This window comes from Streptomyces sp. NPDC003393, assembly GCF_053589015.1.
In genome coordinates, this window is the sequence record NZ_JBSFRB010000026.1 from 55,196 (window position 1) to 77,910 (window position 22,715).

At 73.6% G+C, this 22,715-nt stretch carries 17 protein-coding genes, 1 tRNA gene and 2 pseudogenes; 8 read left to right on the forward strand and 12 right to left on the reverse strand.

Going from position 1 to position 22,715, the window contains the following annotated elements; genetic code table 11:
- The first annotated feature begins 20 nt into the window (after positions 1 to 20).
- Positions 21 to 1,226 carry an AI-2E family transporter gene (locus ACWDUZ_RS23865; RefSeq protein ID WP_451633819.1) on the forward strand — a complete coding sequence of 402 codons (1,206 nt, stop codon included), beginning with the start codon at positions 21 to 23 and terminating at the stop codon, positions 1,224 to 1,226.
- Positions 1,227 to 1,340: 114 nt separating this feature from the next.
- Positions 1,341 to 1,753, forward strand: a pseudogene (locus ACWDUZ_RS23870) (SRPBCC family protein).
- 137 nt (positions 1,754 to 1,890) lie between these two features.
- On the opposite strand, the gene ACWDUZ_RS23875 reads toward ACWDUZ_RS23870, so the two are convergent.
- Positions 1,891 to 2,223, reverse strand: a complete 333-nt coding sequence (locus ACWDUZ_RS23875; RefSeq protein WP_451633820.1) for a hypothetical protein — start codon at positions 2,221 to 2,223, stop codon at positions 1,891 to 1,893.
- 464 nt (positions 2,224 to 2,687) lie between these two features.
- On the opposite strand from ACWDUZ_RS23875, the gene ACWDUZ_RS23880 reads away from it, so the two are divergent.
- The 4 genes and pseudogenes from ACWDUZ_RS23880 to ACWDUZ_RS23895 form a co-directional block, all read left to right on the forward strand.
- A complete protein-coding gene (locus ACWDUZ_RS23880; protein WP_451633821.1) occupies positions 2,688 to 3,245 on the forward strand; it encodes a hypothetical protein in 558 nt (185 codons plus the stop codon).
- 45 nt (positions 3,246 to 3,290) lie between these two features.
- Positions 3,291 to 3,902, forward strand: coding sequence for a hypothetical protein (locus tag ACWDUZ_RS23885; RefSeq protein WP_451633822.1), 612 nt, complete (start codon positions 3,291 to 3,293; stop codon positions 3,900 to 3,902).
- Between the two features lie 323 nt (positions 3,903 to 4,225).
- Entirely contained in the window at positions 4,226 to 5,509 is a 1,284-nt protein-coding gene (gene selA, locus ACWDUZ_RS23890; RefSeq protein ID WP_451633862.1) for an L-seryl-tRNA(Sec) selenium transferase, read from the forward strand.
- Positions 5,510 to 5,518: 9 nt separating this feature from the next.
- Positions 5,519 to 7,219: pseudogene (locus ACWDUZ_RS23895) on the forward strand (GTP-binding protein); the annotation flags it as partial.
- A 110-nt stretch (positions 7,220 to 7,329) separates the two neighbouring features.
- Here the strand turns inward: ACWDUZ_RS23895 and ACWDUZ_RS23900 are convergent.
- Positions 7,330 to 7,422, reverse strand: a tRNA-Sec gene (locus tag ACWDUZ_RS23900).
- A 31-nt stretch (positions 7,423 to 7,453) separates the two neighbouring features.
- On the opposite strand from ACWDUZ_RS23900, the gene selD reads away from it, so the two are divergent.
- Positions 7,454 to 8,479, forward strand: coding sequence for a selenide, water dikinase SelD (gene selD, locus ACWDUZ_RS23905; RefSeq protein ID WP_451633823.1), 1,026 nt, complete (start codon positions 7,454 to 7,456; stop codon positions 8,477 to 8,479).
- 58 nt (positions 8,480 to 8,537) lie between these two features.
- On the opposite strand, the gene fdh is transcribed toward selD, so the two are convergent.
- The 5 genes from fdh to ACWDUZ_RS23930 all read right to left on the reverse strand — a co-directional run bounded on the left by fdh (position 8,538) and on the right by ACWDUZ_RS23930 (position 15,789).
- Positions 8,538 to 11,798, reverse strand: a complete 3,261-nt coding sequence (gene fdh, locus ACWDUZ_RS23910; RefSeq protein ID WP_451633824.1) for a formate dehydrogenase — start codon at positions 11,796 to 11,798, stop codon at positions 8,538 to 8,540.
- A gap of 196 nt (positions 11,799 to 11,994) precedes the next feature.
- Positions 11,995 to 13,032, reverse strand: a complete 1,038-nt coding sequence (gene nrfD, locus ACWDUZ_RS23915; RefSeq protein ID WP_451633825.1) for an NrfD/PsrC family molybdoenzyme membrane anchor subunit — start codon at positions 13,030 to 13,032, stop codon at positions 11,995 to 11,997.
- Positions 13,029 to 14,033, reverse strand: coding sequence for a 4Fe-4S dicluster domain-containing protein (locus ACWDUZ_RS23920; RefSeq protein WP_451633826.1), 1,005 nt, complete (start codon positions 14,031 to 14,033; stop codon positions 13,029 to 13,031). The genes nrfD and ACWDUZ_RS23920 overlap by 4 nt, the downstream gene beginning before the upstream one ends.
- A 47-nt stretch (positions 14,034 to 14,080) precedes the next feature.
- On the reverse strand, positions 14,081 to 15,259 hold the full coding sequence (locus ACWDUZ_RS23925; RefSeq protein WP_451633827.1) for a carboxylate-amine ligase: 1,179 nt from the start codon (positions 15,257 to 15,259) through the stop codon (positions 14,081 to 14,083).
- Positions 15,260 to 15,336: 77 nt separating this feature from the next.
- Positions 15,337 to 15,789 (reverse strand): hypothetical protein, encoded by a 453-nt coding sequence (locus ACWDUZ_RS23930; protein WP_451633828.1) that lies wholly within the window; start codon positions 15,787 to 15,789, stop codon positions 15,337 to 15,339.
- A 164-nt stretch (positions 15,790 to 15,953) separates the two neighbouring features.
- Here ACWDUZ_RS23930 and ACWDUZ_RS23935 point away from each other — a divergent pair, with 164 nt between their 5' ends.
- Entirely contained in the window at positions 15,954 to 16,934 is a 981-nt protein-coding gene (locus ACWDUZ_RS23935; protein WP_451633829.1) for a pyridoxal-phosphate dependent enzyme, read from the forward strand.
- A gap of 77 nt (positions 16,935 to 17,011) precedes the next feature.
- On the opposite strand, the gene ACWDUZ_RS23940 is transcribed toward ACWDUZ_RS23935, so the two are convergent.
- The 5 genes from ACWDUZ_RS23940 to ACWDUZ_RS23960 all read right to left on the reverse strand — a co-directional run bounded on the left by ACWDUZ_RS23940 (position 17,012) and on the right by ACWDUZ_RS23960 (position 22,690).
- Positions 17,012 to 17,476, reverse strand: coding sequence for a hypothetical protein (locus ACWDUZ_RS23940; protein WP_451633830.1), 465 nt, complete (start codon positions 17,474 to 17,476; stop codon positions 17,012 to 17,014).
- Positions 17,477 to 17,940: 464 nt separating this feature from the next.
- A complete protein-coding gene (locus ACWDUZ_RS23945) occupies positions 17,941 to 19,179 on the reverse strand; it encodes a cytochrome P450 (RefSeq protein WP_451633831.1) in 1,239 nt (412 codons plus the stop codon).
- Positions 19,180 to 19,201: 22 nt separating this feature from the next.
- A complete protein-coding gene (locus ACWDUZ_RS23950; RefSeq protein ID WP_451633832.1) occupies positions 19,202 to 20,596 on the reverse strand; it encodes an NAD(P)/FAD-dependent oxidoreductase in 1,395 nt (464 codons plus the stop codon).
- Positions 20,586 to 20,831, reverse strand: a complete 246-nt coding sequence (locus ACWDUZ_RS23955; RefSeq protein WP_451633833.1) for a ferredoxin — start codon at positions 20,829 to 20,831, stop codon at positions 20,586 to 20,588. The genes ACWDUZ_RS23950 and ACWDUZ_RS23955 overlap by 11 nt, the downstream gene beginning before the upstream one ends.
- A gap of 206 nt (positions 20,832 to 21,037) precedes the next feature.
- Entirely contained in the window at positions 21,038 to 22,690 is a 1,653-nt protein-coding gene (locus tag ACWDUZ_RS23960; protein ID WP_451633834.1) for a multicopper oxidase family protein, read from the reverse strand.
- Positions 22,691 to 22,715: the final 25 nt, after the last annotated feature.

A 22,715-nucleotide genomic window follows, 5' to 3' on the forward strand; every position in this document is an offset into this window, starting at 1 on the left:
GGGCGGCAACGGGAGGCGCGGTGACGGAACCGGGCGGTCCGGCGTCCGGGCGGCGCCGCGGGCGCCGGGCGGGCGGGCCGGACAGGGCCGGCAGGGTGGTGCTGGGCAGCCGGCCGGCCCACTCCGTACGGCTGCCGCCGCCCTCCCGCTCCGGCCCCCCGGCCCTGTCCGCCGAGCATCCCCGGGCCGAGCGCACCGTGCCCTGGCTGCGCGTCGCCGCCGCCTACGCCTGGCGGCTCATCCTCGTCGGCGTCGTCGTCTACGGCGTCTTCACGATCCTCGTCCGCTTCCAGCTCGTCGCGGTGGCCCTCTTCATCGCGCTCGTCGTCACCTCCGTCCTGCGCCCCCTGGCCGACCTGCTGAACCGGCTGCTGCCACGGCCGTTGTGCGTCGCCGCGGTACTGGTCGGAAGCGTGTTGGTCGTGTCCGCCCTGCTCGCCTTCGTGGGCGAGGCGGTCGCGGGGGAGTGGGCCCAGCTGACCGAGGAGCTGCGCGGTGGCATCCACCGGATCGAGCGGTGGGTCCAGGGTCCCCCCTTCCGGATCAGCCCCGGAAGGCTCACCGCCCTCCAGGACCAGCTCCTGGACTATCTGGCCGCGCACCGGGCGAGCCTGCTCAACAGCGCGCTCAGCGGCCTGGGCCGGATCGTCGAGCTGGTCACCGCCGGTGCGCTCGCGCTGTTCACGTCCGTGTTCTTCATCCACTCGGGAGAACGGCTGTGGCGCTGGGCGAGCGACGCGCTGCTGCCCGCGGGCGCCCGGCCGGTGTGGGACCGGGCCGGGCACGCCGCCTGGCGTGCCTTCGCCGGGTACACGCGCGGCATCATCATCGTGGCCGCCACCAACGCCGTACTGGTCGGCGTCGCCCTGGTCCTGCTGCGCGTGCCGCTCGCCCTGCCGCTGACGCTGCTGGAGTTCTTCGCCACGTTCGTACCGCTGGTGGGTTCGCCGGTCGCGCTGGGCGTGGCCACGGTGGTCGCCCTGGCCGGACGCGGCCCGATCACGGCGCTGGCCGTGCTGCTGCTCATCGTCGTCATCGGCCAGCTCGAGGGGCACGTCCTGCATCCCCTGGTGATGAGCTGGGCGGTCCGCCTGCACCCGGTCGTCGTCGCCGTGTCCGTCATCGCCGGCAGCATCGTCGCCGGTGTGATCGGCGCGGTCGTCGCCGTCCCGTTCGTGTCGGTCGTCTGGGCGGTCCTGTCCGCGCTGCGGACCGCGCCGCCGTAGCGCGCCGAAGCCCGCATCCGGTGCCCGAGCCGTCCGGCGGCGGCCTTTTCGGCCGCGGCAGAAGGGGCACGCGTTCCTGGTACGACCCCCGAGCAGCAGAGGAACGGTGCCGTGATGTCCGAGTACGAACGTTCCCGCACGATGCCCGCCCAGCCCGAGCAGGTGTTCGATCAGGCTGCCAACGTCGGCCGGCTCGACTCCTGGCTGCCGGGCGACCTGCACGTGCGCGTCGAGGAGCCGCCCGCCGTCACCGTGCACGAGGATCACACCGACCAGGACACCCCGGCCCTGATACGCGCCGAGCGCGAGCAGATGCGGATCGAGTGGGGGACCCGCGAGCAGGGCAGCTACGCGGGCTGGCTGCAGGTCTCCGGCATCGGCGGCGGCGCCAGCGAGGTGACCGTCCACCTGTCGTTCCTCGAGGACAGGCACGACCCGGGCGAGCGGACCGCCCTGGAAGCCCTCGACGACAGCCTGCGGCGGCTGGAGGACCAGGTGCGATGCGCGTGGAGCACGCCGGCGGCTGAGCCGCCGCACGCGGACGGGAACAGAACGTACCGCGGTGTGCGATCCTCACCGGACCGCACACCGCGGCTGTAGTTGACCGAGTGGGTTGGAGGCTCGGCGTCAGCGGGCCGGAGGCCCGGTGCTCGGACCAGGGGCCTCAGTACCTGTCGTAGCCGCCGTGGTCACCGTGGTCGCCACCGTGGTCGCCGTGGCCACCGCCGTTGTAACCGTGGTGGCCGCCGTACCCGCCGTGGTCGCCGTAGCCGCCGTGGTCGCCGTGGTCCCCACCGCCGTTGTAGCCGTGGTGGCCGCCGTAGCCGCCGTGGTCTCCGCCCCACCAGTCGTCGTCGTTGTTCCAGCTGTAACCGGAGTGGTCATAGCCCGAGTCGTGAGCCGAAGCGGTCCCCGCTGCGCCGATCGCGGCGCCGCCTGCCATGACGATGCCGGCCGCGGACATGGCGATGAGACGCTTAACGCGCTGTGCTCGCATGGGTTTTACCTTTCCTTCCATCGTCTCGCGCAAGGAAACAGCACGAGGATGATGGCCGCGCCGGCCGGATGGATGAGAAGTGCGGCGCGGTCTGAGGTGTGGCCGCCGTAGGTCAGAAGCACGTCTCCGTGCGCGACGCCGCCGCGTCCCACCCGCGCCGGATGGCACGGGCGAGGGTCGCGGCAACGGCCCCCGTGGTGGAGACCACGCCGGACGGGAATGCCCCCGTTTGCGGCTCTCACCTTCCGACGCTAGCCGCCCCTCGGCCCGTCGGCATCTCGGGAGGGAGCCCCGGCGGATCGGCAACACCCTTTGTCCTGGCCCGAGTACGCGACGGTGAGGCACGCACCGGTGACGGTGCGTCCACGCGCGCGGCCACGGCCCGCCCGATGGGCGATGCGGCGACCCCGCGCATGATGCGGCCGGCGGGGGGCAGACGGACCAATGCCCAAGGGGGTGCGTATATGTCCACGGGAACCCTTCTCGCCATCATCATCCCGATCGTCGTCGTGCTCGCCCTGATCGCGATGGCGATCGCCCTGCTGACCAGGCGCCGTCGTCTTCGTGAGCGCTTCGGCCCCGAGTACGAACGGACCGTCGGGGACGCCGAGAACAGGCGGGCCGGCGAGCGTGAGCTCAGGGCCCGCGAAAAGCGGCACGACGCGCTGGACATCAAGCCGCTGCCGGCCGACTCACGGGACCGCTACGCACGCGAGTGGAGCAACGTGCAGCAAGAATTCGTGGACCGGCCCGAGGACGCGGTGCACGACGCCGACCGGCTGGTGACCTCGCTGATGCACGAGCGCGGCTACCCGACGGAAGGCTTCGAGCAGCAGGCCGCGGACCTCTCGGTGGAGCACGGCCGCACGCTCGAGCACTACCGCGCCGCCCACGAGGTCCAAGCGCTGAGCACCAGCAGCAAGGCCACGACCGAGCAACTCAGGGGCGCCATGGTCCACTACCGGACGCTCTTCGACGAGCTGATCTCCGACGGGGGCCGTGCCCGAACCGCCCCCTCCTGAGAACCCGTCTGCCCCGCCCGTCCCGGCAGGGAGGAACGGAACGCCATGCACAGCAACGAGAATCCGAGCCGCTTCGGCCGCGGCCTGTCCACCGAGGACCTCGCACAGGAGACGGGCGCGGCCGGAACCCCGGTCTATCCCGGTGAGAGCACGGGCGGGCCGACGACACGGCGCCCCGTCGTGGAACGGCCCGAGCGGTCCGAGCAGCCCGAGCGACCCGAGCGGTCCGCGGGGGCCGGACGCGCCGAGGGGGACGAGCGAGCCGAACGCGCCGTACGACCCGAGCCGACCGATCGGCCCGCGACCGGCGCGGACACCGGCCGGGAGGCGGGCACCACCGCCGGCACGACCCCTGCCCAGCCGGAGCCGGCCGCCTCCGAGGAGATCACGGCCCGGCTGCTGGCCCCGGACGAGGAACAGGGCTTCCGGGACCGGTGGCGCGCGGTCCAGAGCACGTTCGTGGACGACCCGCGCGAGGCGGTGCACTCCGCCGACACCCTCGTCGCGGACGTCATGCAGACCCTGGCCGCCACCTTCGCCCGGCACAAGCAGGATCTGGAGAGCCAGTGGAGCCAGGGGGAGAGAGTGGACACGGAGGACCTGCGCAGGGCGCTCCAGCGCTACCGGTCCTTCTTCAACCGCCTCCTGAGCACCTGACCGTGTGCACCGGCTGACCACCGCCCCGGCCCCCACGGCCCGGACGACCGCCTCCGGCGTGTCGCGCGGACGCCGCGGACACGCCCGGCGTGTCATGGGAGCGGTCGCCGGGACCGGGAGACGATGGGCGGGGTACCCGCACCGCCATCAGGCCGGGCCAGGAACGGAGGGGCTGCGTGGACCAGCGGGTCGCGGAGCAGAGCGAGTCGAGGCAGCACGAGAGCGAGCGGCGCGAGACCGGGCGCAACAAGCCGGAGCGGCGCGGGACCGACCGCGGCGGGACCGGACAGCGCGGGACGGAGGGCTCCGACCCGCGCCGGCGGATCCCGCGCACCGACGCCGTCCTGCGCGACCCGCGCCTGGCGGCGGCGGTGGCGCGCCTCGGGCCGGCACCGGTGAAGGCCGCCGTCCGGCGGGCCCAGCAGCAGGCCCGCGGTGGCACCATCCGGCCCGAGGAGGTCGCGGACACGGCGGTGGCGCTGCTGCCGCCCACGGCCTGCGGGCTGCGCCCGGTCATCAACGCCACCGGAGTGCTGCTGCACACCAACCTCGGCCGGGCACCGCTGTCGGCGGCCGCTCGGCGCGCGGTGCTGGACGCCGCCGGACCCACCGACGTCGAACTGGACCTGCCGACCGGTGTCCGGGCCCGCCGGGGCCGTTCCGCCCTCGGCGCGCTGCGCGCCCGCCTGCCGTCCGCCGCCGCGGCCCACGTCGTCAACAACGGCGCCGCCGCCCTGGCCCTCGCCGCCACCGCTCTGGCCGCCGGCCGGGAGATCGTCATCAGCCGGGGGGAGATGGTGGAGATCGGGGACGGCTTCCGGCTGCCCGACCTGCTGGTGTCCACCGGCGCCCGGCTGCGCGAGGTCGGGACCACCAACCGTACGAACGCCGAGGACTACGCCGACGCGATCGGCCCGCAGACCGCCTTCGTCCTGAAGGTCCACCCCTCCAACTTCCGCGTCACCGGCTTCACCCGCGCCGCCGGCACCCGCGAACTGGCCGCACTGGGCGTGCCCGTCGTCGTCGACATCGGCTCCGGCCTGCTCGCCCCGCATCCGCTGCTGCCCGACGAACCCGACGCCGAGACCCAGTTGAAGGCGGGCGCGTCGCTGGTGACCGCCAGCGGGGACAAACTGCTCGGGGGACCCCAGTGCGGACTGCTCCTCGGCGACGAGGACATCGTCCACGCCCTGGCCCGGCACCCCCTGGCCCGCGCCCTGCGCGTGGACAAGCTCACCCTGGCCGCGCTGGAGGCGACCCTCACCGGCCCCGCGACCCCCACCGCCGAGGCCCTGACCGCCGACCCGCGGGAGCTGCTGCGCCGCGCCGAACGCCTCGCCGCCCCGCTGAGCGCCGCCGGTCTGGACGTACGGGCGGTCACCAGCACCGCCACGGTCGGCGGCGGGGGCGCACCCGGCGTGACCCTGGCCAGCGCCGCGCTGTCCCTGCCGGAGCCGTACGGCTCCGCGCTGCGCACCGGCCGTGTCCCCGTGGTCGGCCGTCTGGAGTCCGGGCGGTGCCTGCTGGACCTGCGGGCGGTGGCGCCACAGGACGACGACCGGCTGGCCGAGGCCGTACGGGACGCGGCCGCGGCGGTGGAAGGCTAGGGGGGCGCCATGCGGGTCCTGGCCACCGCCGGCCACGTCGACCACGGCAAGTCCGCCCTGGTGCGGGCGCTGACCGGGATGGAACCCGACCGTCACGCGGAGGAACGCCGCCGCGGACTCACCCTGGATCTCGGCTTCGTCTGGACCGGCCCGGACGCGGACGGCGAGCACCTGGCCTTCGTGGACGTCCCCGGGCACGAGAGGTTCGTGGCCACCATGCTGGCCGGGGTCGGGCCGGTGCCCGCCGTGCTGTTCGTGGTCGCCGCCGACCAGGGGTGGCAGCCCCAGTCGCAGGAGCACCTGGCGATCCTCGACGCCCTCGGCGTACGGCACGCCGTCCTCGCCGTGACCCGCAGCGATCTCGCCGACCCGGAACCGGTGCGCGCCGAGGCGCTGCGGCGGTTGGCCGCGACGTCGCTGGGGCGCGTTCCGTCGGTCGCGGTGAGCGCGGTGACCGGCGCCGGACTGGACGGCCTGCGCACCGAGCTGACCCGGGTCGCCCGCACGCTGCCCGTGCCGTCCGCCGACGCCGACGTACGGCTCTGGCTGGACCGGGCCTTCACGGTACGCGGCCACGGCACCGTCGTGACGGGCACGCTGGGCGCCGGCACCCTGCGCGTCGGTGACCGGCTGGCGACCGGGGACGGCTCGGCGGTGCTGCGGGTGCGCGCTCTCCAGTGCCTGAAACAGCAGCGGACCACCGTCAGCGGGGTGGCGCGCGTGGCGGTCAACGTGCACGGCGACCGGGACGGTGAACTCGGGCGCGGCCAGGTGCTGCTGACCCCGGACCGCTGGCTGCGCACCGACCTGATCGACGTCCGTGTCACCGGCGAGCCCGCGGGCGAACTGCCCCGCACGGTCACCCTGCACATCGGCACCGCGGCGGTCCCCGTGACGGTCCGTCCGCTGGGAGACGACACCGCCAGACTGACCATGGCGCGCCGGCTGCCGCTGCGCGTCGGGGACCGCGCGGTGCTGCGCGAACCGGGCGGCGGACGCATGCCTTCGGCCGTCGTGGTGCTCGACGTGCGCCCGCCGCGCCTGACCCGGCGCGGCGCGGGCCGGGCCAGGGCGGCGCAGCTGGCGGCGTTGACCGGCCGTCCCGACGGCGCGGCGGAGCTGCGGCGCCGGGGGCTCGTACGCCGCTCGGACCTGCTGGCGATGGGCGTGCCCGCGTCCGGCGAGCCCGTCGCCGGCGACTGGCTGGCCGACCCGGAGCACTGGACCCGGCTGCGTGAGCGCCTCGCCGAGGAGGTCGAGCGCCATGCGCGCGAGCACCCCATGGAGCCGGGCCTGCCGTTCGAGGCCGCCCGGCGGCTGCTCGACCTGCCCGACCGGGCCCTGGTCGACGCCCTCGCCCAGACCCCGGGCGGCACCGGACTGCTGTGCCGTCAGGGGCGGTTGTACGGGCCCGGCGGCGCGTGCCCCGACCTGCCCGGACCCGTCCGCGCCGCCGTCGACGCCGTACGGCAGGAGCTGGAGAAGACGCCCTTCCGCGCGCCGGAGGCCGGCCGGCTCACCGAACTCGGGCTCACCCGCCAAACGGTTGCCGCCGCCGTCCGCGCGGGCGCGCTGCTGCGCATCTCCGACACCGTCGTCCTGCTGCCGGGGGCGGACACCCGGGCCGCCGAGGTGCTGAGCCGGCTGCCGCAGCCCTTCACGCTCAGCCAGGCCCGCACGGCGCTCGACACCACCCGCAGGGTCGCCGTGCCGCTGCTGGAGTTCCTCGATGCCGCAGGGCTCACGGAACGCGTCGACGACCAGCGCAGACGATGCCGGACGGACCGGACGCACCGGACGACCGGAACGGGGCGGAGCAACGGAGGCGGACGGGAATCGAACCCGCCTGCCCGAGATCCTCGGACACCTCGGTTTTGAAGACCGGGAGGGCCACCAGGCACCCACACGCCTCCACCGCCCGTCAGGCTACCGGAAGGACCCGGCATGACCGCCACCCCCGCAACGACCGTACGACTCACGCAGTTCGCCCACGGCGGCGGCTGCGCCTGCAAGATCCCGCCCGGCGAGCTGGAGGACGTGCTCGGCGGCCTGGCGGCCGCGCCACCGGCCCCCGGTGGGACTCCGCTGCTGGTGGGGCTGGCCACCGGCGACGACGCGGCCGTGGTCTCCCTGCCCGCACACGATGGGGCCGCCGCGCAGGCGGTGGTGTCGACCGCCGACTTCTTCACACCGGTCGTCGACGATCCCTACGACTGGGGACGCATCGCCGCGGCCAACGCGCTGTCCGACGTGTACGCCATGGGCGGCCGGCCGGTCCTGGCCGTGAACCTGCTGGCCTGGCCCCGTGACCGGCTGCCGTTCGAGCTGGCCCGCGAGGTGCTGCGCGGCGGGCTGGACATCGCGGCCGAGGCCGGCTGCCACGTCGGCGGCGGGCACAGCGTGGACGACCCGGAACCCAAGTACGGCATGGCCGTCACCGGGCTCGCCGACCCGGCACGGCTGCTGCGCAACGACGCCGGCCGGCCCGGTATGCCCCTGTCGCTGACCAAGCCGCTCGGTCTGGGCGTGCTGAACAACCGTCACAAGGCCACCGGGGAGCGGTTCGAGCAGGCGGTGGCCGCCATGGTGGCCCTCAACCGGGACGCGGCCGAGGCCGCGCTCGCCCGGGGCGCCACCTGCGCGACCGACGTGACGGGCTTCGGCCTCCTCGGTCATCTGCACAAACTGGCCCGGGCCTCCGGCGTGAGCGCGGTCCTCGACGCCGCCGCCGTGCCCCTGCTCGACGGGGCCCGGCAGGCCGTGCGCGACGGCTACGTCAGCGGCGGCACCCGGCGCAACCTCGCCTGGGTGGCCCCGTTCACCGACTTCGGCGACACGGACGCCGACACCCGCCTGCTGCTGGCGGACGCCCAGACCTCCGGGGGGCTGCTCGTCGCGGGCGAGATCCCCGGCGCCCCGGTGATCGGCGAACTCGTGCCGCGCGGCGCCCACTCGGTCGTCCTCGGATGAGCCTCGGACGAGCCCCGCGCGAGGCGGTCCCCGGGACGGCCCCGCGCGTGCCGCCCGGTCAGGGTTCGGTACCCGTGCGGTCGTCGATACCGGCCCGCGCCTGGTAGGCGCGCACCAGTTCCCGTGCGGCCGGGCCGCGTGGCCGGCGCCCCGGACGGACGTCGACCGCGAAGGCCTTGGTCTCCTGGATGTGCGTGTTGGGGTCGAGCGACAGATGCACCAGTTCGTTGGCGGCGTCGCCCGTGCTGTAGCCGCTCGGCCCCCAGTGGTAGGGCAGCCCCACCTGGTGCAGGGTGCGGCCGTGCACGGTCAGCGGCGGCACCCGGTCGGTGACCAGCACCCGCGCCTCGATCACACCCCGGGCGCTGACGATCGTCGCCCAGCCGGTGTGCTCCAGGCCGCGCTCCGCGGCGAGCTCCGGGGACACCTCGCAGAAGAACTCCGGCTGGAGCTCCGACAGATACGGCAGCCAGCGCGACATGCCGCCCGCCGTGTGGTGCTCGGTGAGCCGGTAGGTGGTGGCCACGTACGGGAACACCTCCGTGCCGGGCTCGCCGCCGCTGGGCTGGTAGCGGTTGTCCGGCAGCGAGGGCATCACCTGCCGTACCGGATTGCGCTGCTGCTCGTACAGCAGGTTCGGGAAGGGCGACTCCTGCGGCTCGTAATGGGCCGGCAGGGGGCCGTCGGTGAGTCCGGAGGGCACGTACAGCCAGGCCTTGCCGTCGGCCTGCATCACGAACGGGTCGGTGCCCGACAGCGCCTCGGGGCCCGTCGCGTCCTCAGGCGGCAGGTGGCCGGGCGCCTTGTCCTTCGTGAAGTCGGCGATGTCGTGGCCCGTCCACTCACCCTTCGCCTCGTCCCACCACACCAGCGCCTTGCGCGCGCTCCACGGCCTGCCGCCCGGGTCCGCCGAGGCCCGGTTGTACAGGATGCGGCGGTTGGCGGGCCACGCCCAGCCCCATTCGTTCGCCACCCAGTTCTGCTCCCTGCCGGGTTTGCGGCGGGCGGCCTGGTTGACCCCGTCGGCACGGACACCGCAGTAGATCCAGCAGCCGCACGCCGTGGAGCCGTCGGGTTCGAGCTGCTCGTACGACGCCAGCGGCGCGCCCTCCGCGTCATGGCCGTTGATCTCGGCCAGCACCGCCTCCGCGTCCGGTTCGGCGAGCGTGCCCTTGGTGGGGTAGTCCCAGGTCAGGTCGAGCACCGGCCGGTCCATGGGGTCGGCGGAACCCGCGAGCTTCTTCCGCACGAGCCGGCCGAGGTGGTAGGTGAACCACAGGTCGCTGCGTGCCTCTCCCGGGGGTTCGACGGCCTGGTGGTGCCACTGGAGCAGCCGCTGGGTGCTGGTGAAGCTGCCGTCCTTCTCGGTGTGCGCGGCGGCCGGCAGGAAGAACACCTCGGTGCCGATGTCCTCGGTGCGCAGCTCCCCGCTTTCGATCTCGGGGCCGTCCTTCCACCAGGTGGCCGACTCGATGAGGGAGAAGTCGCGCACGACGAGCCAGTCCAGGTTGGCCATGCCGAGCCGCTGCATGCGCGCGTTGGCGGAGCCGACCGCCGGGTTCTCGCCCATCAGGAAGTAGCCCTTGCACACCCCTTCCACCTGGGCCAGCACCGTCTCGTAGGTGGAGTGCGAGCCGGTCAGCCGCGGCAGGTAGTCGAAGCAGAAGTCGTTCTCCGCCGTCGCCGCGTCTCCCCAGTACGCCTTGAGCAGGCTGACGAGGTACGCGCGCATGTTGCCCCAGTAGCCCTTGTGGGCCGCCTCGGCCTGGACGAAGGCGTCCAGGTCCTCGTTCCGGTGCGCGTGCGGCATCGGGATGTACCCGGGCAGCAGGTTGAACAGGGTCGGGATGTCCGTCGAGCCCTGGATGGACGCGTGGCCGCGCAGGGCCAGGATGCCGCCGCCCGGGCGGCCGATGTTGCCGAGCAGGCTCTGCAGCACGGCCGCCGCACGGATGTACTGCACGCCCACGGTGTGCTGCGTCCAGCCGACCGCGTAGGCGAACGCGGTGGTCCGTTCGCGCCCGGAGTTCTCCGTGACCAGCTCGCACACCCGGCGGAACAGGTCCTGCGGCACCCCGCAGATCCGCTCCACCATCTCGGGGGTGTACCGGGCGTAGTGCCGCTTGAGCACCTGGAACACGCACCGGGGATGCGTCATCGTCTCGTCGCGTTCGATCTCGCCCTCGCCGATGACGGCACCGCCCGAGCCGTGGGCCTCGCCGCGTCCGGCCTCGCTCACCGAACTGCGCTCGCCGGCGCGCTTGTCGTACTCCTGGTCGCGTGCCCCGGAGGCCGCCTGCACCTCCGTGCCCTCGTACTGCCAGCTGGTGTTGTCGTAGGTGCGGTTCGCGGCGTCCAGGCCGGAGAACACGCCGTCCAGGTCCTCGGTGCCCCGGAAGTCCTCCCGCAGCACGACCGGGCCGTTGGTGTAGGCCACCACGTAGTCGCGGAAGTACGTGCCCGTGCTCAGGACGTGGTTGATGATCCCGCCGAGGAAGGCGATGTCCGAGCCCGCGCGCAGCGGCACGTGCAGATCGGCCAGCGCGCTGGTCCGGGTGAACCGCGGATCGACATGGATCACCTTCGCCCCGCGGGCCTTGGCCTCCATCACCCACTGGAACCCGACCGGATGGCACTCGGCCATGTTCGAGCCCTGGATGACGATGCAGTCCGAGTTCTGCAGGTCCTGCTGGAAGGTGGTCGCGCCGCCGCGGCCGAACGAGGTTCCCAGACCGGGAACGGTGGAGGAGTGTCAAACACGCGCCTGGTTCTCGATCTGGATCGCGCCCAGGGCGGTGAACAGCTTCTTGATGAGGTAGTTCTCCTCGTTGTCCAGCGTCGCCCCGCCGAGGCTCGCGATGCCCATGGTGCGCCGGGTGCGGTTGCCGTCGACCTCCCACTCCCAGCCCGCGCGGCGGGCCTCGATCACCCGGTCGGCGATCATGTCCATCGCCGTGTCCAGGTCGAGACGCTCCCACTCGGTGCCGTACGGCGGCCGGTACAGGACGTGGTGCTCCCGCGCGCCGCCCGTGGTCAGCTGGAGACTGGCCGCGCCCTTGGGGCACAGCCTGCCACGGGAGACGGGAGAGTCCGGGTCGCCCTCGATCTGCGTGACCCGCCCTTTCTCGACGTACACGTTCTGGCCGCAGCCCACCGCGCAGAACGGGCAGATGGACTTCACCACCCGGTCCGCGGTGGCCACCCTGGGCGTCAGCCGCGCGCTCGGCCCGCTCTTGGCCGCGGCGCCGCGCCCCAGTGGGTCGGTGCCCGTCAGCTGGCGGTAGACCGGCCAGGAGTCGATCCAGGTACGTACACCCATCACGTCAGCCCTTCGCGTACTGCTCGGGTCCTGTTCTTCGCGTCCTGTTCGGGATCCTTCTCGTGCGCTCCACGGTGGCGCCGCGCGCCGGCCGTCGCCTCGGCTGCTCATTCTTCCGCAGCCGGACCACCGCGGCATCCGGGCGGCGACCGCTTCGCCGGTGCATTCGCCCGTCCGCCGGCCGGGGGCCGCGCCGTCAGCCCCCGCGGGCCCGCAACCGCTCACGCTGCGGTACGACCGTGTAGCGGGGATCCTCGGCGGAGGCCACCCCCGCGTGGAACACCGCGAACCGCAGCGCGGCCGAACCGGTCAGCAGTGCCGCCCCGGCCGCCACCGCGGACGCCCGGCCCCACCGGCGGCCCGTTCCCGTGTACGCCGCCAGCGCGGCGCCGCCCGCCGTCAGCGCCTCGGCGGCCCGCAGCAGCCGGTGCGGCGTGCCCTGCTCGAACGGCTCCGCGACCAGCCCCATCCGGTGCTTCATCAGGCGGAACGCGCCCAGCTCCAGCGCGGCGCCGAGCACCGCCATGCGGCGCGCCGGAACCGTCTGCCCGGCCGGTGCGCAGGCCAGCGCCAGTCCGGCCGCCGCACTCGACGCGGAGCCCGCGAAGACGAACGGAAGCTCGCGGTAGCCCTCGTGCCAGGAGGGCACGGCGGTGTCGGAGAGCAGGACGGCGGTGTAGGTGGCGACCGCTGGGCCCAGGCAGGCGGCGCCGGCCGTGGCGCCCGCGCCGGCGGCACGTCCACGGCCCGTGACGTCGGCGGCGGCGGCCGCCATCGTCAGAGGCGCGTACCCGGCCAGCAGCCACGAGCCCACGCTCATCGGCGACGTGGGCTTGAACACGCGGAGCATGTTGAGGAACCGGGCGGGCCGGCCCAGGTCGTGCACGAGCGCGACCAGCGACCCGCTGATGGCGCCCGCCGCCCCCAGCTTCGCCACCCGCGCCAGGCCCGGCCGCCCGGTGGCCTGCCCGCCGGCCGCCAGCAGCGACGACGCGCCCGCCAGACCCCCGAGGAAGAGATAGCCGGCGATGTCGAGCGCCTGCCACGTCGGCTTGTTGATGATCGGTCTGCCGTAGTACGACGAGAACCGCGCCTCGGGGACCACCGGCTGCTCACCGCGGCCCCGGCGACGGCGGCCGCGCCGCGAGCGCCCGGCGTCCTGAGCGCCCGTCACGGCCTCCCGGCCGGGCCGCGCTCCTCGCACGCCCCCACGGGTCACGTCCGATTCGCTCATCGCCGCCTCCCGGCGAAACTCGCGACACCCAGCGCGGCGAGCGAGACGGCCGCCGTCGCCGCGTGCCGCCACATGGCGGGCAGGTCCCGGGTGGTGACCACCGGATCCGGCGGCAGGCCGTACACCTCGGGCTCGTCGAGCAGCAGGAAGAACGCGCCGTCGCCGCCGACCCCGTCGTCGGGGCTCTCACCGTACAGCCGGGCCTCGGTGACGCCGGCCGCGTGCAACTGCGCCACCCGGGCCGCCGCCCGGCCGCGCAGCTCCTCCAGCGGGCCGAACTGGATGGACTCGGTGGGGCACGACTTGGCGCAGGCCGGCTCCATGCCGGCCCCGAGCCGGTCGTAGCACAGCGTGCACTTCCAGACCCGGCCGTCCTCCTTGCGCTGGTCGATGACGCCGTACGGGCAGGCGGGCACGCAGTACCCGCAGCCGTTGCACACGTCGGCCTGGACCACCACCGTGCCGAACTCGGTGCGGAACAGCGCCCCGGTGGGGCACACGTCCAGGCAGCCCGCGTGCGTGCAGTGCTTGCAGACGTCGGAGGACATCAGCCAGCGCAACTCCGTCCGCCCGTCGGGGGACACCGGCGAGATGGTCCCGCCGGGGGAGTCGTCGGGGGGAGTGCCGAGGTTGCGGGCGGCCTCGAACGCGTCGAAGCCGCCGTGCCCGCCGCCGGGTTCGCCACCGGTCCCGGGCAGGCGCTGTTCGACGAACGCCACGTGCCGCCAGGTGTCCGCGCCCAGCCCCTGCGTGTTGTCGTAGGACATGCCCGTGAGTTCCAGGCCGTCCTCCGGCACGGCGTTCCACTCCTTGCACGCCACCTCGCACGCCTTGCAGCCGATGCACACGGACGTGTCGGTGAAGAATCCCACCCGCGGCGGGGCGTCGGGATATCCGGCCGCCCCCGCCACGTTCGGCTGCGGCCCGAACAGCAGGTTCCCGGACGGCGGCACGGGCTCGCCGACCGCCGCGCTCACCGCCGTCGTGTCGCCCTCGGACATGCTCCGACCTCCTCGACCCAGGGGTGCGGCTCTCACCCTGTCCCCGCTCACGAGCCTGGCACGGGTGCCCGGCCGGCGCGCGTCCGAAACCGCGCCGGCGGCGGCTCGCCGTCCGCGCCGGAGGGCGCCACGGCGCCGGTGTCCCCCCGTGTCTCGGCGATCAGCAGACGGACCGCGGCGATCAGGCCACCGCTCTCGGCGGTCCGCCGCAACCGGCACGCGGCGCTGCCGTCGGCCAGTGCCCGGCCCATCAGTTCGCGCACGCCCTCCCAGTCGCCGGACGCCTCCAGCGCCGGGCGCAACCGGTCCGGGAGGCCGCCCAGCACCTCGCGGGCGGGGACCGCGCGACGGGTGGCCGGATCGACCAGCGGGCCCTCGAGGCCGGAGCGGGCGGCTCGCCAGACGGCGGCCCGCAGCCACTCGTGGTGTCCGGGACAGGCGGGCCCGGTCCGTCGGGCCAGTCGTGTGCACGCGTCGTGCACCAGGGCCCGGAACAGCCCGGCCACCAGGACGACCGTCTCCACCCGAGGACAGGCGTCGCAGATCCGAAGCTCCAGCGTGCGCTGGTGCGCGGAGGGCCGTATGTCGTAGTAGACCATTCCGGGGTCGGTGATGACGCCCGAGCCGATCAGCTCCTCCAGGGCCGCGTCGTAGTCGGCGGCACCGGAGTAGCACCCGGCCGGCCCGGCCGTGGGCCAGCGTTGCCACAGCATCGTCCGCCAACTCGCGTAGCCGGTGTCACCGCCGAGCCAGAACGGCGAACTCGCCGACAGCGCGAGCAGCGGCGGAAGCCACGGCGACACCAGGCACATGGCGCGCACCGCCGTGTCCCGGTCGGGAACGTCGACGTGCACCTGCGCGCTGCAGATCAGCTGTTCCTCGGCGACCCGGCGGTACTCGTCGGCCATGTGCCGGTAGCGGGGATGGTCGGTGACGCCGTCGTGCGCACCGAGCCGGGCCAGCGGCGCGGTGCCGGCGGCCACCGCCGCGAGACCCAGCGGGGCGGCCGCCGCGTCCAGCCGGCGCCGGGACGCGGCCAGGTCGGCGCGGAGGCCTTCCAGTGACTCGTGCACCCCGCTGTTGCTCTCCACCACACAGCTCTGGAACTCGGGCGCGAACCCGGCTCCGGTCAGCCGGTCGAGCACGGCGTGCGCGTCCGGCACCGGCAGCCCGCTGTGAGCGTCCAGCAGGTGGAACTCCTCCTCGACCCCGATGCGCAGCGTCACGGCTCGTTCTCGCCCTCGTTCGGTTTCCACCCTGTGGTGCGACCGGCGGGTGGCTCCCGCCTCGCCGGCCTGTCCGGTCAGCCCATGGCCCGGTACGCCGCCGCGGTCGTCAGGCCGTACGCCAGGTGCGGTACGACGTCGGACACCCAGGAGATCAGGTCCCAAGAGGTGGGATCGGTCAGTCCCAGCGCGGCGGCGGGGGCGATGCTGCCCGCCATGGCGGCGACGGCGAGCAGTGGTCCGGCCGCCCCGGTCGGCAGGGCCGGGCGACGGTGTCGCAGCAGCCCGTACGCCACACCGGTGCCGACGCCGTTGACGTACCCCAGGAGCGCGCCGACCGCCTGGGCGCGGTTGTCCTTCTCCTCGCCCTCCCCGAGCGGCACCTGGGCGCGGTCGGCCAGACGGTCCGCGACCTGCGCGGGCAGCCCGCTGGCCGACCGCCCGCGCAGCAATATGTCGCCGTAGGACACCACGTCCAGCGCGAGCGTGCCCGCGGCGCCTGCCAGCAGGCCCTTGGTGATCGAGTGCATGACCGGGCGCTCCCTCGGTGGCGGTGGTTGCCGGTGTGTTCACGGGTCCTTCGGGTTCCATCCGTGGGAGCGGCAAAACAGCGGGGAAAATCGTTGGCAGCCCGGTGGGCGGAGTGCTGGGATGACGCGATGAGCAGCGTCACCGGCCAGGATGGAGCACCCGCATGACCGACACCCCGCCCGCGACCGCGTCCGTCACCCTGGACGACGTCCGCGACGCCGCCGAGCGGATCAAGGGCGTGGCGCACCGCACCCCCGTCCTGCGCTCGCGCGCCCTGGACGCCCTGGTCGGCGCGGAGGTGCACGTCAAGTGCGAGAACTTCCAGCGGGTCGGCGCCTTCAAGTTCCGCGGTGCCTACAACGCCGCGTCCCGGCTGCCCGCGGGGCAGCTGGCCCGGGGGATCGCCGCGTACTCCTCCGGCAACCACGCCCAGGCCGTGGCCCTTTCGGCCCGGGAGCTGGGCACGAGCGCGGTGATCGTCATGCCGGAGGACACACCGCGCTCCAAGCGGGAGGCGACGGCGGGCTACGGAGCGGAGATCGTCACCTACGACCGCTACAGCGGCGACCGCGTCGCCATCGGGGAGGCGCTCGCGGCCGAGCGCGGACTCGCGCTCATCCCGCCCTACGAACATCCGCACGTCATCGCGGGCCAGGGCACCGCGGCCCTGGAACTGATCGAGGAGGCCGGCGAACTGGACGCCCTCGTCGTTCCGGTCGGCGGCGGTGGGCTGATCGCGGGCAGCGCCACGGCGGGCAAGGGCCTGCTGCCCGACCTGCGGGTCGTCGGCGTCGAACCGGAGGCCGGCGACGACACCAAGCGTTCCCTCGCGGCCGGCCGGCGCGTCGGAGTACCGGTGCCCCGGACCATCGCCGACGGCCAGGCCGCCGACATCCCCGGGGAGCTGACCTTCTCGCTCAACCGGCGTCTGGTGGACGCGATCAGCCTGGTGAGCGACGAGGACATCCGCGAGGCCATGCGGTTCGCCTTCGAACGTCTGAAGATCGTCGTCGAGCCCAGCGGTGCGAGCGCCCTCGCCGCGTTGCTCGCGCACCGGGTCGACCCGCTGCCCCGCAGGGTCGGTGTCATCGTCTCCGGAGGCAACATCGACACCCGGCGCTTCACCGAGATCATCGGCGGCTGACGGCCCGCGGGCGCCCGCTTTCGCGGGCACCCGGGCCACGTCACGCCGGTCCCACCGGGCGGGAGGCCGCGACGGTCTCAGTTCCACAGCGGTGTGGTCATCACGCGGTCGTACCCGTCCGGCCGCGCGCCCGTGAAGACCAGACTGATCCGGGTGTAGTGCTCCACCTTCGGGTCCTTCTTCCAGGGCTCCGGGCGGTCCAGCCGCACGATGACCGGATATGAGTGGAAGGTGCCCTTCGCGCAGTACGGCTTGCAGTCGTTGACGAAGTTGACGCCCCGCGCCACCGCGGTCCTGCCGTTCCACGTCGACCAGTGCAGCGAGGACAGACGACTGTTGGCGTCGCCGCAGGCGAGGATGAACGAGTCCGGGCGCGCCTGCGGTTTCCAGAAGCAGTCGACGAGCACGGGCTCGGGTGATCCTCCGTGCCCCGCCGGCGCCGACGGCTGCCCCGCGGGCGCGGCGAAGGCCGTTGTCCCGCCCGCGCCGAGCAGTGCCGCGGCAGCGAGCGTGACGACTGTCCTCACCGTGTGTGTGCGCATGTTGGCTCCCGGCCGATGACGTCCGATTGCTGTAACGACGCTACGGCCGTGGCGGTTGCGGCACCACTCGGACGCACCGGGGACGGGCGGTGTCATCCGGGGAACGGCCGGTGTGGGGGGATACCGAACGGCGGGTCGCCGCCGGGATCCGGCTGACAGGTGTCGCAGAGTTGATGCTGACCGTCGCGGGTGATGACGGTTCCCCAGCCCAGGCACTGGTCGCAGTCACGAGCCAGGCTCAGGTCGGGGCGGGGAGGCGGGGTGGGGCTGTGGTGGGCTCCGTACGCCATGCGGGGGCGGCTCCTCCGGGTCGCGTGGTGGACGTCACACCATTTTGTCTGATTTTTCTCGATTGTCCAGAAAATTCTTCGGGGCGATCGGTGCTGGACCCTGCGCGACCGGCGGCCGGAGCGCGGTTCGGCGAAGCCGCCGCCGGAGCAGGGACGGAGGTGCCGGTCGTGCCGTCAGGGACGTACGCCGTCGATGTCGAGCCGGAGATGGCGCGGGCCGCGCAGCACCGCGTTCTCCCGGTACGGCGGCGGATCCTCGACCAGGCGCGGGTTGTCGAGCCGACGGGCCAGCTCGGCCAGCGCGATCTGGGTCTCCACCCGGGCCAGCGGCGCCCCGAAGCAGCTGTGGATGCCGCTGCCGAAACCCAGGTGCTGGAGGTCGGGGCGGTCCGGGTCGAACACGTCCGGATCCTTGAACCGCTCCGGGTCCCGGTTGCCCGCCGCCAGGACGAGCCAGATGCGCGCGCCCTTGGGGATCGTCACCCCGCGCAGCTCGATGTCCGTGACGCAGGTGCGCTGGGCCAGCAACTGCACCGGCGGCTCGTAGCGCAGGAGCTCCTCGACGATCCTGGCGGACAGCCCGGGGTCCTGCCGCAGCCGCTCCAGGTGCTCGGGATGACGCAGCAGGGTGAGCATGCCGTTGGTGATGAGGTTGACGGTCGTCTCGTGCCCGGCGATCAGCAGCAGGACGGCCGTGCTGAGCACCTCCATCATCGACATCGACCCGTCGGGGCCGTGGCCGGCGACGAGGTCGGACAGCATGTCGTCACGCGGCTCCCGGGTGCGCTGCTCGACCAGGCCGGCCAGGTACATGCCCAGCTGGAGCTGCGCCTCCCGGCCGGCCCGTTGCGCCGGCGCCTCGGGATCGTCGCGGCTCTGCGGGTCCAACGCGGCGACGATGGGGTCGACCCAGGAGCGAAAGCGCGGCTCGTCCTCGCGCGGCACCCCGAGCAGCCGGCAGATCACGGTCACCGGGAAGGGGTAGGCGACCTGGTCGACGAGGTCGATCCGGCGGGTGTCCCCGAGGCCGTCGACGAGTTCGGTGACGATCCGGAGCAGCTCGCCGCGCATCGCGTCGATCCGGTGCGGCCGGTGCGGCGGGCCGAAGGAGCTGTTGGCGATGCGCCGCAGGCGGTCGTGCTCGGGCGGATCGAGCCGGATGAAGCTCGGCGGCAGTCCCGTGCCCTCCGGATTCGACAGCTCGTCGGCGCCCGGCGCGGAGAGACGGGCGGCGTCCGAGCTGATCCGCGGGTCGTGCAGCAGGCTCTGGATGTCGTAGTACGAACTGACGGCGTAGGGGCCGCCCTCCTCCTCGTGCAGCACGGGCGTCCGGCGCAGCTCCTCGTACAGGGGATAGGGGTTGGCGCGGCTGGAGAAGTCGGTGATCCGGCGCAGGAGCGAGGCGTGTGTCATGGAGGTCCTCGGGTCGCTTCGGTCAGTGGCGGGCCGGGGTGAAGACCAGGCGCCGGTCGGCGGGGGAGTAGCCGCTGAGCGTCACCGTCGGGCCGTGGGTCGGCAGCGACGGGTCGGGGAAGTCGGCCGGCACCGGCTTGCGGCCCTCCGGCCGGCGGTCCACCGTCGCGTACTCCACCGGGAACGGCGCACCCCGTTCGATCTGCCGCTCGTAGAACTCCAGCCACCGCGTGTTGTCGAAGCTCACGGCGGCGATGATCCGTCCCTGGTAGCCGTAGACACCGACGAACCGGTGCTCGGCGAGCGAGCCCTGCGTGACCATGATCTCGGTGCCCATGGACGGCACCCCGACGGACTTGATGTTCACCCCGAACTGCGCGGACCAGAACGCGGGCACCCACAGGTGCGGGAGCCGGTCGGAACTGGCGCTGATCATGTTGTGGGCGGCCACCTCGGCCTGCGCCACGGCGTTGCCCCAGTGCTCCAGCGACAGGAACTGGTAGCCGAACAGCGGATGCGGGGAGCGGGCCACGTCGCCGGCCACGAAGACGTCGTCGGTGACGATGCCCCGGAAGTCGAAGGCCCGGCAGCCCGCGTCGCAGGCGACGCCGCGCGGCCCGGCGCCCAGACCGGAGCCGGCCAGCCAGTCGGTGTTGCGGGTCGCGCCCAGCGCGACGACCACGACGTCCGTCTCGACGACGCTGCCGTCGGACAGATGAGCGGCCCGCACCCGCCCCACCGAGTCTCCCTCCAGCCGGGTCACCATGACACCGGTGCGCAGGTCCACCCCGTTGTCCCGGTGGAGCTCCGCGGCCACCGCGCCGATCACCCCGCTGAGCGCGCCCACCAGCGGAGCGTCGGCCCGCTCGGCCACGGTGACCGCGATGCCCCGGTCCCGGCAGGCCGACGCGATCTCCGAACCGGTGAAGCCCGCACCGATGACGAACACGCGGCGCGGCCCGGCCTTCAGCCGACGGTGCAGCCGGGCGGCGTCGTCCCGGGTGCGCAGCACACAGACCCCGTCGAGCTGCGCCTCCTCCTCCTTCGGCCACGGACGGGCGCGCACCCCGGTCGCGATCAGCAGGCGGTCGTACGGCACCTCGTCGCCATCCGCGAGCCGCACCCGCTTGCCCGCCAGGTCCAGGCCGGTCGCGGCGACGCCGAGGCGCCAGGTGGCGTCGAGCTCACGGCGCCGGGGGAGTTCGGTGCACTCCGGAGGCGCCTTGCCGAGCAGCACCGCCTTGGACAGCGGCGGACGGTCGTACGGCTGGTACGGCTCGTCGCCGATCATGGTCAGTGAGCCGGTGAAACCCTCGGCACGGAGCGTCTCGGCGGCGCGCAGTCCGGCCAGCGAGGCACCCACGACGACGATGCGCCCCTCGCGTCTGAGCCACTCGTGGAACTGCTCATCGGGCATCGGACGCTCCCTGCACGGCTCCGGTGGACCCCGCACCCGGCTCGTCGAGGCCGTCGACCGTGATCGCCTGCACCGGGCAGGCCGCGACCGCCCGCGCCACCTTCTCCCGATGCTCGTCGCCGGCCCAGGGGCTGTAGACGAGCGCCTCCTCGCCGCGCAGGGTGAAGACGTCCGGCGCGAGGAACGCGCACTGGGCGTAGCCCTGGCACTTGTTGAGATCGACGACGAGCCTCATCGGCGTCCCCGTCCTTCCGGCGGCCAGGTCCTCGGCGACCACCCGGCCGGCGGGCGTCCTCGGACGACGGTCGGGTTCCCCGGCCCAGGATCGAAGGCGCGGCGGGCCGGGCGCCGGCCCGGGCGGGCCGAGAGGGTGACGGACCGCGCGGCCCGGCCGGGGGTTCGGGAGGGACGCCGACCACGCGGCCCGCGGTCCCGCGCCTGTCACTTGTGGTAGCCGAGGACGGTCATCATGCCGGACTCGGAGTGGTACTGATTGTGGCAGTGCAGCATCCACAGACCGGGGTTGTCGGCGTAGAAGTCGAAGACCAGTTTGCGATGCGGCAGCACGATCGCCGTGTCCTTGCGGGCGCCGGCATCGTCCAGGCCGGTCATGGCGAACGTGTGGCCGTGCAGGTGGATCGGGTGCCACATGTTGGTGGCGTTGATGACGGTGAGCCTGACCCGCTCGTCCTGGCGGACGGCGTGGCGCTGCTCGGGCGAGTAGGGCTTGTGGTCGAAGCTCCAGTCGAAGTCCTTCATGTTGCCGGTCAGCCTGAGCCGGATCTCTCGGTCCGGCTTGCGGTCGGCGTACGCCACCGAGTCGCCCGGCACCAGGCGCTGGGCCGGCACGAGACGGCCCTGGAGCTCGGCGGGGTTCACTGAGGGCGCGGGCAGCGCCCCGGTCTTGGCCGTGCGCAGCACCGCCAGGGCCCTGGCCTTCTTGCCCTCGGCCAGCGCGACCAGCGGGAACACGCCGTCCTTCGCGGTGACCAGGACGTCGTAGCGCTCGGCCATGCCCAGCAGCAGGGCGTCCGTGGTCCTGGGCTGGACCGGGTAGCCGTCGGTGTGCGTGATCGTCATCTCGTGGCCGCCCAGGGCCACCCGGAACGCGGTGTCGGCGCCGGCGTTGATGATGCGCAGCCGGACACGGTCCCCGGGCTTGGCCTGGAACACCGTCGGGGCGTGCGGGAGGCGGCCGTTGACCAGGTAATAGGGGAAGCCGACATTGCCGCCCATGCTGTGCAGCAGGTCGCTGTGCGAGTCGCGCAGCACACGGGAGGGACCGGACGAGCCGGCCCGCGCGGGTCCCCGGGCCGCGGCGTGGTGGCCGGCGGAGCCGCCGTGCCCGGACGTGCCGCCCGAGCCCATGTCCATCGGCGGGCGCTTTCCGCGGTGCAGTTGGGTCAGCACACCGTCGGGGGTGGAGCCGTCCACGCCGTCCACCCAGTCGTCCAGGACGACGACCCACTCCTTGTCGTACGTCAGCGGCTCCTTGGGATCCTCCACGATCAGCGGCGCGTACAGGCCGCGGTCGAGCTGCATGCCGGAATGCGAGTGCAGCCAGTAGGTACCCGGATGCTGCACGGCGAAGCGGTACGAGAACTCCGCGCCCGGCTTGATGCCCGCCTGGGTCAGGTCCGGCACACCGTCCATGTCGCAGCGCAGGCGAATGCCGTGCGAGTGCAGCGTGGTGTCCACGGGCAGGTGATTGACGAGCGTGAGGTCCAGAGTGTCCCCCGCGGTGACCCTGACCTCCTTGCCGGGCAGGTCGTCCCCGTAGGCCCAGGTCCTCAGGGTGCGCCCGCCCAGGTCCACCCGTGCCTCGGCGGCGGTCAGCCTGAACCTGCGCACCGGTCCGCCACCGCGCTTCTTCTCCGCGGCGAGGACCTCGGGGTCGGACGGGTTCACGTACCCCTTGGGCCCCTTGGGGACGAAGCGCCGGGTGGTGCCCGAGTCCGACTCCGCAGCCCGCGTGGTGCCCGAACGCGGGCCCGACTCCGAGGAGGAGTCGGCCCCGGTACAGGCGCCCAGGAATCCCGGGCCGGCAGCCAAGATCGAGGCACTGAGCAAGGTGCGCCGCGTAGGTGAGTGCATGGATGAATAACACACGTTTTGGGCC